General features: G+C 60.2%; 10 protein-coding genes. 1 reads left to right on the forward strand and 9 read right to left on the reverse strand.

Going from position 1 to position 12,255, the window contains the following annotated elements; all coding sequences use genetic code 11:
* Positions 1-82 precede the first annotated feature (82 nt).
* Entirely contained in the window at positions 83-1,585 is a 1,503-nt protein-coding gene (locus tag AC3IUA_RS26155; protein ID WP_489357728.1) for a sensor domain-containing diguanylate cyclase, read from the forward strand.
* 153 nt (positions 1,586-1,738) lie between these two features.
* Here AC3IUA_RS26155 and lpxC read toward each other — a convergent pair whose 3' ends face one another.
* From lpxC to murD, 9 genes are all read right to left on the reverse strand, one after another.
* Positions 1,739-2,650, reverse strand: coding sequence for a UDP-3-O-acyl-N-acetylglucosamine deacetylase (gene lpxC / locus AC3IUA_RS26160; protein WP_150802080.1), 912 nt, complete (start codon positions 2,648-2,650; stop codon positions 1,739-1,741).
* Between the two features lie 112 nt (positions 2,651-2,762).
* Entirely contained in the window at positions 2,763-3,950 is a 1,188-nt protein-coding gene (gene ftsZ / locus AC3IUA_RS26165; protein WP_489357729.1) for a cell division protein FtsZ, read from the reverse strand.
* 115 nt (positions 3,951-4,065) lie between these two features.
* Positions 4,066-5,331, reverse strand: a complete 1,266-nt coding sequence (ftsA, locus tag AC3IUA_RS26170; protein WP_489357730.1) for a cell division protein FtsA — start codon at positions 5,329-5,331, stop codon at positions 4,066-4,068.
* Between the two features lie 13 nt (positions 5,332-5,344).
* Positions 5,345-6,211, reverse strand: a complete 867-nt coding sequence (locus AC3IUA_RS26175; protein ID WP_489357731.1) for a cell division protein FtsQ/DivIB — start codon at positions 6,209-6,211, stop codon at positions 5,345-5,347.
* Between the two features lie 4 nt (positions 6,212-6,215).
* The gene (locus tag AC3IUA_RS26180; RefSeq protein WP_489357732.1) at positions 6,216-7,184 is read right to left on the reverse strand and encodes a D-alanine--D-alanine ligase; all 969 of its coding nucleotides are present in this window, start codon (positions 7,182-7,184) and stop codon (positions 6,216-6,218) included.
* Positions 7,181-8,641, reverse strand: coding sequence for a UDP-N-acetylmuramate--L-alanine ligase (gene murC / locus AC3IUA_RS26185; protein ID WP_489357733.1), 1,461 nt, complete (start codon positions 8,639-8,641; stop codon positions 7,181-7,183). The genes AC3IUA_RS26180 and murC overlap by 4 nt, the downstream gene beginning before the upstream one ends.
* Complete coding sequence (gene murG, locus AC3IUA_RS26190; protein WP_489357734.1) at positions 8,634-9,704, reverse strand: undecaprenyldiphospho-muramoylpentapeptide beta-N-acetylglucosaminyltransferase; 1,071 nt, start codon at positions 9,702-9,704, stop codon at positions 8,634-8,636. Before murG ends, murC begins: the two co-directional genes overlap by 8 nt.
* Positions 9,694-10,911 carry a putative lipid II flippase FtsW gene (ftsW, locus tag AC3IUA_RS26195; RefSeq protein ID WP_489357735.1) on the reverse strand — a complete coding sequence of 406 codons (1,218 nt, stop codon included), beginning with the start codon at positions 10,909-10,911 and terminating at the stop codon, positions 9,694-9,696. The genes murG and ftsW overlap by 11 nt, the downstream gene beginning before the upstream one ends.
* Positions 10,908-12,254, reverse strand: coding sequence for a UDP-N-acetylmuramoyl-L-alanine--D-glutamate ligase (gene murD / locus AC3IUA_RS26200; protein ID WP_489357736.1), 1,347 nt, complete (start codon positions 12,252-12,254; stop codon positions 10,908-10,910). The genes ftsW and murD overlap by 4 nt, the downstream gene beginning before the upstream one ends.
* Position 12,255 lies beyond the last annotated feature (1 nt).

The raw sequence follows: 12,255 nt of genomic DNA on the forward strand, positions 1-12,255 counted from the left end.
CCCAGGCGCGACCGGTCTCTGTCACTCTGCATGCTTGCTCGCAACTTTATTGATACCGTCCCGGACAGCAGAAGTCAGAACCATGAGTGTGAGTAGTGCGACATCCCTGCGCCCGCCCCCTGTCAGCCGATCGGTACTGATCCTGATTGTCGGCAGTTCGCTGACGGTGATTGCCATACTGAGCATCGTGACCTTTCTGCTGATCCGCGAACACCGCAGCGCCGAGCTGGCCGCAACCCGTAGCGCCACCAATATTTTGCAATTGATCAATACCGACGTGCTGCGAAATGTCGAGCTCTACGACCTGTCCCTGAAAGGTCTGATCGCCGCCGCCCAGCGTGACGACCTCAAGCAGGTCTCGCCACAGATACGCCACCTGGCGCTGTTCGATCGAGCCGCCGGCGCGCCCTTCAAGGGCGACATCCTGCTCCTCGACAAGTATGGCGAGGTGATTGCCGACTCGTCGCTGATCAAGCCAAAACCCGCCAACTTTGCCGACCGCGACTACTTCCTCGCGCACGCCTTCAATCGCGATACCGGGATGTTCATCAGCCGTCCGTTCAAGCACCGCTGCGACTGCGACGAGCGTGGCGAATGGCGCATCAGTTTCAGTCGACGGGTGTCCTCCGTCATTGGCGAATTCCAGGGCGTCGCCGTGGCTTCCATGCGTCTGGGTTACTTCGACCGGCTGTTCAATAGCCTGAACATCGGCAACGACAGCACCATCAACGTGATTAACCGTGACGGCATCATGCTGGCGCAACATCCATTGCGGAACAAGGATCTGATCGGCAAGAACTTCAGCGCCCGACCCAATGTCGAACGCATTCTGCATGAAGGCACTGGCAGCTTCAGTGGCGTATCGAGCGCCAACGGGGAAAGTCGCCTGTTCACCTTTTCCCAGGTCGGCGACCTGCCATTGACGGTGATGGTCGCCCTCTCTACCCATGAAGTATTCGCTGCCTGGAAGCGCACCGCTATCGTCATCAGCAGCGCCACTGGAGTGCTCTGTAGCGGCCTGCTGTGGTTGACCTGGCTGCTTTGTCGCGAGCTGAAGCTGCGCCATCACGCCGAGCAGGAACTGGCGCAACTGGCCGCCACTGATGCACTGACCGGTGTGGCCAATCGCCGGGCGCTGGATCAGGTACTCAACCATGAGTGGGCGCGCGCGCAGCGGACGGGCAAACCGCTGTCGGTGCTGATGATCGATGCGGACCATTTCAAGGCATTCAACGACCGCCATGGCCATCAGGTCGGCGATGACGTCTTGCGCACGGTCGCCAAGGTCATCAGCGAGAGTGTCCACCGGCCGGCCGATCTTGTGGCGCGTTATGGCGGCGAGGAATTTGCAGTGGTACTGGCCGAGACCAACCGGGCCGGGGCGTTACAGATCGCCGAAAGCATTCGCGTCGCGGTCGAACGTTTGCCACGGACCAAGGGTGATGAATCGCCGATTACCGTCAGCATTGGTGTGAGCACCTGGTCTGGAGCGCCTCAAGACAACTTGAAAACCTTGCTGTTCGCCGCCGATAAGGCGCTTTACCAGGCCAAGGAAAGGGGCCGTAATCGGGTGGTGGCTGGTTGAGAGTTGTGGTGTGGCTGTGAAGGCCAGTCAATGAAGCTTTCACACGGTTCGTAGCAGCTGGCGGAGCCTGCGTTCGGATGCGCAGCAGTCGCAAGCCGCATAAAAAAAGGCCACCCGAAGGCAGCCTTTAAAAACTAAAGAAGAGAGTATTGCTTACACGGCCGCAACCGGACGCATGTAAGAGATCGGTGCAGTGCTGGCATCTTCGAAGGTCACGACTTCCCAGGCATCTTTCTGCTCAATCAATTTGCGCAGAAGCTGGTTGTTCAGTGCATGCCCCGACTTGAAGCCGCGGAACTCACCTATCAGGCTGTTGCCCAGCAGGTAGAGGTCACCAATTGCATCGAGGATCTTGTGCTTCACGAATTCGTCTTCATAGCGAAGGCCGTCTTCGTTCAGTACTCCATCCGCGTCGACCACGATGGCGTTTTCAACGCTGCCGCCGAGTGCGAGGTTGTGCTTGCGCAGGTACTCGATATCACTCATGAAACCAAAGGTCCGGGCGCGGCTGACTTCTTTTACGAAGGAAGTGCTGGAAAAATCCACGCTGGCACTTTGAATGCGGTCACGGAACACCGGGTGATCGAAATCGATCTCGAAGCTCACTTTGAAGCCTTCGAAAGGCAGGAAAGTGGCGCGTTTGTCGCCGTCTTCCACAGTCACTTCACGCAGGATACGAATGAACTTCTTGGCTGCGTCCTGTTCTTCCAGGCCGGCAGATTGAATCAGGAATACGAAGGGTCCAGCGCTACCATCCATGATTGGGACTTCAGACGCGGAGAGCTCGACGTAGGCGTTATCGATGCCCAGGCCAGCCATGGCCGAGAGCAAGTGCTCCACCGTGTCCACTTTGGTGTCACCGCTGACCAGCGTGGTCGACATAGTGGTTTCACCAACGTTTTCTGCGCGAGCAGGTATCTGCACCACAGGGTCCAGGTCGGCACGACAAAACACAATGCCGGTGTCTACAGGTGCAGGCTTGAGAGTCAGGTATACCTTCTCCCCGGAGTGCAGACCTACACCTGTGGCACGGATAATATTTTTCAGGGTGCGTTGTTTAATCATGGCTTGGGCCGCTTCAGCGCAAATTGCGAACTGGTATCAACAAAGGCTGGCGATAATAGCAGACCAGGCCTTTGCTGAACACCAATCACCCTAATACCCCTGATACATTTCATCAATCGGCCTGGCGACGCAGGAATGCCGGGATGTCCAGATAGTCTAGATCATCGTGCGGATTCAGTTTCGCCGCGGTCGCAGCACTGGCCTGAGCCTGGTTGCGCATCACGGTTGGACGGTCCAGATCGCGGTAGTTGACCGACGGCATTTCATGACGAGCAGGTGCCGGCGATTGAGCTGCCATGGAGGTATGAACGGTATTATCGATGATTTTTACAGGCTTCTCGATTTTTGCGCCCAGACCAGTGGCTACCACTGTCACGTGCAACTCGTCGCGCATGTCCGGATCGATAACCGTACCGACCTTGACCATTGCGTGGTCGGAAGCGAAGGCTTCGATGATGCTACCCACGTCCGAGTACTCACCCAGGGACAGGTCAGGACCGGCGGTGATATTCACCAGGATGCCACGTGCGCCTTGCAGGTTCACGTCTTCGAGCAACGGGTTGCGGATCGCCGCTTCAGTCGCTTCACGCGCACGGTTCGGACCGCTGGCGCAGCCAGTGCCCATCATCGCCATGCCCATTTCGCTCATCACGGTACGCACGTCGGCAAAGTCGACGTTGATCATGCCCGGACGCTTGATGATGTCGGAAATACCGCGAACGGCACCGGCCAGAACGTCGTCAGCCTTGGCAAAAGCAGACAGAAGGCTCGCATCCTTACCAAGAATGGTCAGCAGTTTCTCGTTGGGAATGGTGATCAACGAGTCGACGCTTTCGGAGAGCAGACGAATGCCTTCATCGGCGATCTGCATGCGCTTGCGACCTTCGAACGGGAACGGGCGAGTCACCACCGCAACGGTGAGAATCCCCATTTCCTTGGCCACTTCGGCAATGATTGGCGCAGCACCGGTACCGGTACCACCGCCCATGCCCGTGGTAATGAACACCATGTTGGTGCCTTGCAGCACTTCGGCAATGCGCTCGCGGTCTTCCAGAGCGGCCTGACGACCGACTTCCGGATTCGCACCGGCGCCCAGGCCCTTGGTCACACCAGTGCCCAATTGCAGGATGGTTCGTGCGCCGATGCTTTTCAGCGCCTGGGCATCAGTGTTGGCGCAGATGAATTCCACACCTTCAATGTTGCTCTTGACCATATGGTTGACAGCGTTGCCGCCGCCACCGCCGACACCGATAACTTTAATTACCGGGCTGGCGGGGATGTTGTCTACGAGTTCGAACATTTTCCCTCTCCTTACATTTCTCTAGTTTTTCGCCTACTACTTTTTACTGCTGCCTACCGCTTGTTGCTTGCTGCCTGCCGCTTGATTCTTGTCGCTGCTGTAGTCCGTTAACTCTTTAGAAGTTGCCCTGGACCCAGCTCTTGAAGCGATCAAACAGTGGGGCTTTGGCCTCTTCACTGCTGTAGCTTTCGCGATTGCTGCCGATCCCCGAAAAGGACACACCGCCGTCGGACTGTTTTTGCAGTCCGTACATCAGCAAGCCCACACCGGTGGAGTAAATCGGGTTGCGCACGACATCGTCGAGGCCTTTGACGCCATGGGGTACGCCGAGGCGGACCGGCATGTGGAAAATCTCTTCGGCCAGTTCCACCGCGCCTTCCATCTTCGACGTACCACCGGTCAGCACGATGCCGGCCGGAATCAGGTCTTCGTAGCCGCTGCGACGCAGTTCGGCCTGGATCAGCGTGAACAGCTCGTCGTAACGCGGCTCGACCACTTCGGCCAAGGCCTGACGGGACAGCTCGCGCGGCGGACGGTCACCGACGCTTGGGACCTTGATGGTTTCACCGGCACCGGCCAGCTTGGCCAGGGCACAGGCGTAGCGGATCTTGATTTCTTCGGCGTACTGGGTCGGAGTGCGCAACGCCATGGCGATGTCGTTGGTTACTTGATCACCGGCAATCGGGATCACCGCGGTATGGCGAATCGCGCCTTCGGTGAAAATCGCGATGTCGGTGGTACCGCCACCGATGTCCACCAGGCACACGCCCAGCTCTTTCTCGTCATCGGTCAGCACCGAATAAGCCGAGGCCAGCTGCTCGAGAATGATGTCGTCGATTTCCAGACCGCAGCGGCGCACGCATTTTTCAATGTTCTGTGCGGCATTCACGGCGCAAGTGACCACGTGGACCTTGGCTTCCAGACGCACGCCCGACATGCCCAGCGGCTCGCGCACGCCTTCCTGGTTATCGATCACGTAGTCCTGCGGCAGGGTGTGCAGCACGCGCTGGTCGGCCGGAATCGCCACGGCCTGGGCCGCGTCGAGTACCCGCTCCAGATCCGCCGAACTGACTTCACGATCACGAATCGCGACGATGCCGTGGGAGTTCAGGCTGCGGATATGATTGCCCGCCACGCCGACGAACGCCGAGTGAATGCGGCAACCGGCCATCAGTTGAGCTTCTTCGATAGCGCGCTGGATCGACTGCACGGTGGATTCGATGTTCACCACCACGCCCTTCTTCAGGCCGCGGGATGGATGAGTACCGATGCCGACGATTTCCAGGGTGCCATCGGCTCCGACCTCGCCCACCAGAGCGACCACTTTGGAAGTGCCGATATCCAGACCGACGATCATTTTCCCGCTTTGCACGTTTGCCATGGTCCTGCCTCTCTTAATTCTTCGCGACAGCGGGTTCGGCTGTCGTCGGCGCTACAGGTTCCCGCCAGCCAACGGCGAGGCCGTTGGCATAACGCAGGTCGATGCGCGCAATATTTGTAATCTGTTCTTTCAGCGTCTTGTCATAGATGGCAATGAATCGGCGCATCTTTTCCACCAGGTAGCCGCGACCCAACAACAATTCGATCCCCGGACCGGCACTGCCTGCACCGGTGGTCAGGAACCAGCTGCCACGTTCATGCAACTCCAGTCGGGCAATCGAAAAGCCCATTGGCCGAAGCATCTGACTCAACACCTGATACTGCTGCATCACTCGCTGTTGAGCCCGCTGTGGGCCGAACAACTGTGGCAAATGTTCGTAGTTCGCCAGTTCACGCGGAGTGAACGCTTCGCCCTGGTTGTTCAACAAGGCTTCGTCACCCCAGCGGGCTACGGGCAGTTGCTCTTCCAGGCGAATCACCACTTGATCGGGCCAGACGCGACGCACTTCGGCGTGGGCAATCCATGGCATCTTTTCAAGCTCGGTACGCATGCTCGCCAGATCAATAGTGAAGAAGCTCGAGGCCACGTAAGGGGCGATTCGCTGCTGCACGGCTTGCTGGCTGATGTAGCTCAAATCGCCCTGAACATTGATTTTGGTGATCGGCCGGTCGGCGTAGGGCAGCAAACGCTGCGCGCCTTCGTAGGTGCCGAAACCCAGCGCCACCAGCAGCACCGGCCAGAACAGGCTTTTCAGAAAGCCGAAATTGGCTTTCGGCAGGCGCGACGACATCGGCTCTTTGGCCACCATTCGGCTGGCACCACGCGGCACCGGCTTGCGGCCGGGAGCGGGTTGCGGATGACGTAGCTGGGCGCCTTGCATGGACTTAACCTCGCGGCTCTTCGTTCTTGGCAATACTTGCCGCCAGGATTGCCAGCACCAGTTGCTGGAAATCCAGGCCGGCGGCACGGGCCGCCATCGGGACCAGACTGTGGTCGGTCATGCCCGGTGCGGTATTGACTTCCAGGAACCAGAACTGCCCATCGGCGTCCTGCATCACGTCAGCCCTTCCCCATCCGGCGATACCCAGCGCCTCACAGGCTTTGGCCGTGAGGTCCATGAGTTGTTTTTCTTTAGTGCTGTCGAGGCCACACGGAATCCGGTACTGAGTATCGGAAGCCACATACTTGGCGTCATAGTCGTAGAAGCTGTGGGTCGTGCCCAGGGCGATCGGTGGCAACACCTGGTCACGCAGAGTGGCGATGGTGAACTCAGGACCTTGAATCCATTGTTCGACCAACACTTGCGAATCGTAGGCACTGGCCGCTTTCCAGGCGTCGATCAGTTCCGACGCATTGGTCACCTTGGCCATACCAATACTTGAACCTTCATGCGCCGGTTTGACGATCAAAGGCATGCCCAGTTCCGTCGCTGCGCAAATACAGTCGGCTTCGCTGGTCAGTACGGCGTGACGCGGCGTTGGAATACCCAGACTGTGCCAGACCTGTTTGGTCCGCAGCTTGTCCATGGCCAGCGCCGAGGCGAGGATTCCGCTGCCGGTGTAAGGAATGCCCAGGCATTCCAGCAGGCCCTGCATGCTGCCGTCTTCACCGCCACGGCCGTGGAGAATGATGAAGGCGCGGTCGATCTTCTCGCTCAGCAGACGCTGCAGCAAATCGTCACCGACGTCGAGGCCGAAGGCATCCACACCCGCGCTCAGCAGTGCGTCGAGAACGGCATTGCCGGACTTCAGCGAAACCTCACGCTCGGCACTCTTGCCACCGAACAGCACGGCGACGCGGCCAAAGTCTTTCGGCTCGATGGTCGATACCAGGTTGGCGTAGGCAGCAGTCATTTCACTTTCCCCGGGGCGACAGCAACAACGGCACCCGCAAACAACGGACTCTTCAACAGTTTTGGCGCGAGACCACCGATATCACCGGCGCCCTGGCACAGCAGGATGTCGCCGGCACGCAGCAGCGGCTTGACCAGTGGCGCCAGTTCGACGCCACGCTCGATGTAGATCGGGTCGAGCTGGCCGCGTTGCCGGATGCTGTGGCACAGCTGACGGCTGTCCGCGCCCGGGATGGGTTCTTCGCCAGCCGGGTAGACTTCCATCAGCAGCAGGACGTTGGCATCGGCCAGCACTTGCACGAAGTCGTCGTACAGGTCACGGGTGCGACTGAAACGGTGCGGCTGGTAAACCATCACCAGACGCCGGTCCGGCCAGCCACCGCGTACCGCTTTGATCACGGCCGCGACTTCGGTCGGGTGATGACCATAGTCATCGACCAGCATCACGCTGCCGCCATCGATCGGCAGTTCGCCGTAGACCTGGAAGCGTCGACCGACACCCTGGAAGCCCGACAAGCCCTGAACGATGGCTTCATCGCTGATGCCCTCGTCAGTGGCGATGGCGATGGTTGCCAGGGAGTTCAGGACGTTGTGGTTGCCCGGCATGTTCACCGAAACATCCAGCGGCTCGCGATCAGGACGCAGCACGGTGAAGAAGGTCAGCATGCCTTGCTGGCGCACATTGATCGCACGCACGTCGGCTTCTTCGCTGAAGCCATACGTCAGGGTCGGCCGGGCGATCAGCGGGAGGATTTCACGGACCACCGGATCGTCCAGGCAAACCACTGCCAAACCGTAGAACGGCAGGTTGTGCAGGAACTCGACGAAGGTTTTCTTCAGTTTGTTGAAGTCACCGTCGTAGGTCGCCATGTGGTCGGCGTCGATATTGGTGACAACCGCTACCAGTGGCTGCAAGTGCAGGAAGCTGGCGTCGCTTTCATCGGCTTCGGCGATCAGGTATCGGCTCGTACCCAGCTGTGCATTGGTGCCTGCTGCATTCAGCCGGCCACCGATGACAAAGGTCGGATCCAGGCCACCGGCAGCGAACACCGAGGCGATCAGGCTGGTGGTGGTGGTTTTGCCGTGGGTACCGGCGACCGCGATGCCGTGGCGGTAGCGCATCAGCTCGGCGAGCATTTCGGCCCGCGGCACTACCGGAATCCGCCGTTCCAGCGCAATGGCGACTTCCGGGTTGGAGGTGTTCACGGCACTGGAAACTACCAGCACATCGGCGTTCGCGGCGTTCTCGGCACGGTGGCCGATAAAGATCTGCGCGCCGAAGGACTCGAGACGCTCGGTCACAGGCGAGGCCTTGAGGTCGGAACCCGAGACCGCATAGCCCAGGTTCAATAACACTTCGGCGATCCCGCACATGCCCACACCGCCGATACCGACGAAGTGGATGCGACGGATGCGGCGCATTTCCGGTTGTGGCATGGCTTTGTGCTTCTCAACCATGGGCCACCTCCAGGCAGATATCGACCACGTTACGGGTGGCATCGGGTTTGGCCAGGCGGCGTGCCGCAGTGGCCATATCGTTGAGTCGTTCCGGTTGCATCAAGACCTCTGTCAGGCGTGCAGCGAGATCCGCTGCGCCAGTCGTTCTTTGCGGCATCAGGAAGGCAGCGCCTTCGCGGGCCAAATAGTCGGCGTTGCGGGTCTGGTGATCGTCGATTGCATGGGGCAAAGGCACCAGCAACGAGGGCAGACCGGCGGCGGCCAGTTCACTGACGGTCAGCGCACCTGCGCGACAGACCACCAGGTCGGCCCAGCCATAGGCTTGGGCCATGTCTTTGATGAACGGCTGCACTTGCGCCTCGACACCCGCGGTTCGATAGCGCTCGGCAGTCACTTCATCGTGGTTTTTGCCGGCCTGATGAAACACTTGCGGACGCAGTTCAGGGGAGACCTGCGCCAGGGCTTCAGGCAGCAATTTATTCAAGGGTTCTGCCCCCAGGCTTCCACCCAGGATCAGCAAACGCGCCTTGCGTCCGGCCAGGGCCTGACGCGGTGTTTCGAGGAACAGCTCGGTACGCACCGGGTTGCCGGTCGTACGCCGGCTGTTCGATGCCCCGAAGGTATCCGGGAAAGCTTCGCAGACTCGGGCAGCCAAAGGCACCAGCAGCCGATTGGCGGTACCGGCCACGGCATTCTGTTCGTGAACGATCACCGGCACACCGGACAGTTTGGCCGCAACACCACCGGGGCCGGTCACATAACCGCCAAATCCGACGACGCAGACCGGCTGCAACTGACGAATGATCCTGCGTGCCTGCAACACCGCCTTGAACAATACGAACGGCGCCTTGAGCAAGGACAGCTTGCTCTTGCCGCGCAGGCCACTGACGTCGATCAGGTGCAGCTGCAGACCCGCGTTGGGCACCAGTTCGTTTTCAATGCCGCGCGGAGTGCCGAGCCAGTGCACGGTGTAGCCACGCGCCTGGAACTCTCGCGCACAGGCCAGCGCCGGGAACACGTGGCCGCCGGTGCCGCCGGCCATGATCAGCACGTTAGCGCCCATGGGTCGGCTCCTCGGCGAAGTCGCTCTCTTTGAATTCCATCTCTTCGCTGCCCAGGTGGGTTCGACTCTCCCATTCGATGCGCAGCAACAATCCGAGACAGGCGCAGCAGATCACCAGCGAGCTGCCGCCGTAACTGAGGAACGGCAAGGTCAACCCTTTGGTCGGCAGCAGGCCGACGTTCACCCCGATGTTGATCAGGAATTGGCCGATCCACAGGAACGCCAGCCCATAGGCGACGTAGGCGGCGAAAAACTGCTTGGCTTTTTCGGCCCACAAGCCGATGTACATGGCCCGCACGCAGACGAACACGAACAGCCCGACGGTGACCAGCGAGCCAACCACGCCGAGCTCTTCGGCCAGCACCGAGAACACGAAGTCGGTGTGCGCTTCGGGCAGGTAGAACTGCTTCTGCACGCTGTTGCCCAGGCCGACGCCCAGCCATTCGCCACGACCGAAGGCGATCAGTGCCTGGGTCAATTGATAACCGGAGCCGAACTGGTCGGCCCACGGGTCGGTAAAGGTAATCAGACGTGCCATACGGTAAGGCTGAGCCTGAACCAGCACCGTCACCGCGCCGACCGCCAGCGCTACCATCAAGGTGAAGCGGAACAGGCCGACGCCGCCGAGGAACAGCATGGCCGCCGCAGCACCCATCATCACCACGGTGGCACCGAAGTCCGGTTCCATCAGCAACAGGCCCGCCATGGGCAACAGCACGATGAACGGCTTGAAAAAGCCCATCCAGCTTTCGCGCACTTCTTTCTGACGACGCACCAGGTAACCGGCGAGGTAGATCACCACGAATACCTTGGCAATTTCCGACGGCTGCACGTTGAAGAAGCTGAAACCGATCCAGCGCATCGAACCGTTCACTTCGCGGCCAATACCCGGCAACAGCACCATCACCAGCAAACCGAAGGCGCCGATCAGCATCAGCCAACCCAGGCGCTGCCAGGTGGCAATCGGAATCATCATGGTGACGAGGCAGGCGCCGAGACCGATGATCAGGTAAATCAGGTGGCGCATCATGTGGTAGAGGGTGTTGCCAGACTGCACCGCCGCGACTTCCGAGGACGCCGAAGTGATCATCACCAGGCCCAGGCCGAGCAGCGCCAGGCAACCGGCGAGCATCGGGAAGTCGAGGTCGATACCGCGCCCGGTAATCAGCGGCGATGGATACGGCTTGATGATATTACTGAAGATCATTTCAAGCCCTCCACGGCCTGGGCGAACAACTGCCCACGCTCTTCGTAGTTCTTGAACATGTCGAAACTGGCGCAGGCCGGCGACAGCAATACCGCGTCGCCCGGCTCGGCAATCGCACGGCATTGCTCCACCGCTTCGATCAGCGAGTTGACTCGAATCAGCGGCACGGAATCGCCGATGGCCTGGCCGATCAGCTCGGAGTCCCGGCCCATCAGCACCACGGCGCGGCAGTTGGCGGCGACCGGACCGCGCAGGTCCTTGAAGTCGGCACCTTTGCCGTCGCCGCCGGCAATCAGCACCAGTTTGCCGTCGATGTCCGAGCCCAGGCCTTCGATGGCCGCCAGTGCGGCGCCGACATTGGTGGCCTTGGAATCGTTGTAGTAGCTCACGCCGTTCAAGTCGCGAACCCATTGGCAGCGATGTTCGAGACCGGCGAAGGTGCGCAGGCTCGAGAGCATGGCGTCGAACGGCAGGCCCACGGCGTGACCCAGCGCCAATGCCGCCAGGGCGTTGGACTGGTTATGGGCGCCGCGAATTTTCAACTCGCGCACCGGCATCAGGTTCTGGAATTCGAAGGCCAGATATTTCTCGCCATCTTCTTCCCGTATACCGAACGCCTTGAAATCGGGCTTGCTCAAACCAAAGGTCCAGCACGGCTGACCTTCGCCCATCAATGGACGACTCAGGGCGTCCTGACGATTGACCACAAACTGTTTGGCGCCACGGAAGATCCGGTGCTTGGCCAGGTGATAGGCCGGCAGACCGCTGTAGCGGTCCATGTGGTCTTCGCTGATATTGAGCACGGTCGCCACTTCGGCGCCGAGGTGATCGGTGGTTTCGAGCTGGAAGCTCGACAGTTCCATCACATACAGCTCGACGTCGTCGCTGAGCAGGTCCAGCGCCGGCGTGCCGAGGTTGCCGCCGACAGCGACACGCTTGCCGGCCGCGGCAGCCATCTCGCCGACCAGCGTGGTGACGGTGCTTTTCGCATTGGAACCGCTGATGGCGACAATCGGTGCTTTCGCGTTACGCGCGAACAGCTCGATGTCACCGGACAATTTCACGCCACGGGCGGCGGCAGCCTGCAGGGCCGGGGTCGCCAGCGCCAGACCGGGGCTCACGTAGAGCTCGTCGGCACGGCACAGGAACTCGACGTCCAGCTCGCCACAACGCACTTCCACGTGCGGGTAGTCACGACGCAGCGTGGCCAGCTCCGGTGGATTTTCCCGCGTATCGGCCACAGCAAACGACACGCCCCGGTTCGCCAGGAAGCGAACCAGGGACATGCCGCTCTTGCCGAGGCCGACAACGATGCGGAAGTGGTCAGAAGCGATCAGAGACACT

The organism is Pseudomonas sp. KH_050 (assembly GCF_057838875.1).

Bases quoted from the DNA above. Each gene is read 5' to 3' on its own strand.
- lpxC (WP_150802080.1), bottom strand. From the start codon at position 2,650: ATGATTAAACAACGCACCCTGAAAAATATTATCCGTGCCACAGGTGTA.
- ftsW (WP_489357735.1), bottom strand. From the start codon at position 10,911: ATGATCTTCAGTAATATCATCAAGCCGTATCCATCGCCGCTGATTACC.
- murG (WP_489357734.1), bottom strand. From the start codon at position 9,704: ATGGGCGCTAACGTGCTGATCATGGCCGGCGGCACCGGCGGCCACGTG.
- AC3IUA_RS26155 (WP_489357728.1), top strand. From the start codon at position 83: ATGAGTGTGAGTAGTGCGACATCCCTGCGCCCGCCCCCTGTCAGCCGA.
- murC (WP_489357733.1), bottom strand. From the start codon at position 8,641: ATGGTTGAGAAGCACAAAGCCATGCCACAACCGGAAATGCGCCGCATC.
- ftsZ (WP_489357729.1), bottom strand. From the start codon at position 3,950: ATGTTCGAACTCGTAGACAACATCCCCGCCAGCCCGGTAATTAAAGTT.
- AC3IUA_RS26180 (WP_489357732.1), bottom strand. From the start codon at position 7,184: ATGACTGCTGCCTACGCCAACCTGGTATCGACCATCGAGCCGAAAGAC.
- AC3IUA_RS26175 (WP_489357731.1), bottom strand. From the start codon at position 6,211: ATGCAAGGCGCCCAGCTACGTCATCCGCAACCCGCTCCCGGCCGCAAG.
- ftsA (WP_489357730.1), bottom strand. From the start codon at position 5,331: ATGGCAAACGTGCAAAGCGGGAAAATGATCGTCGGTCTGGATATCGGC.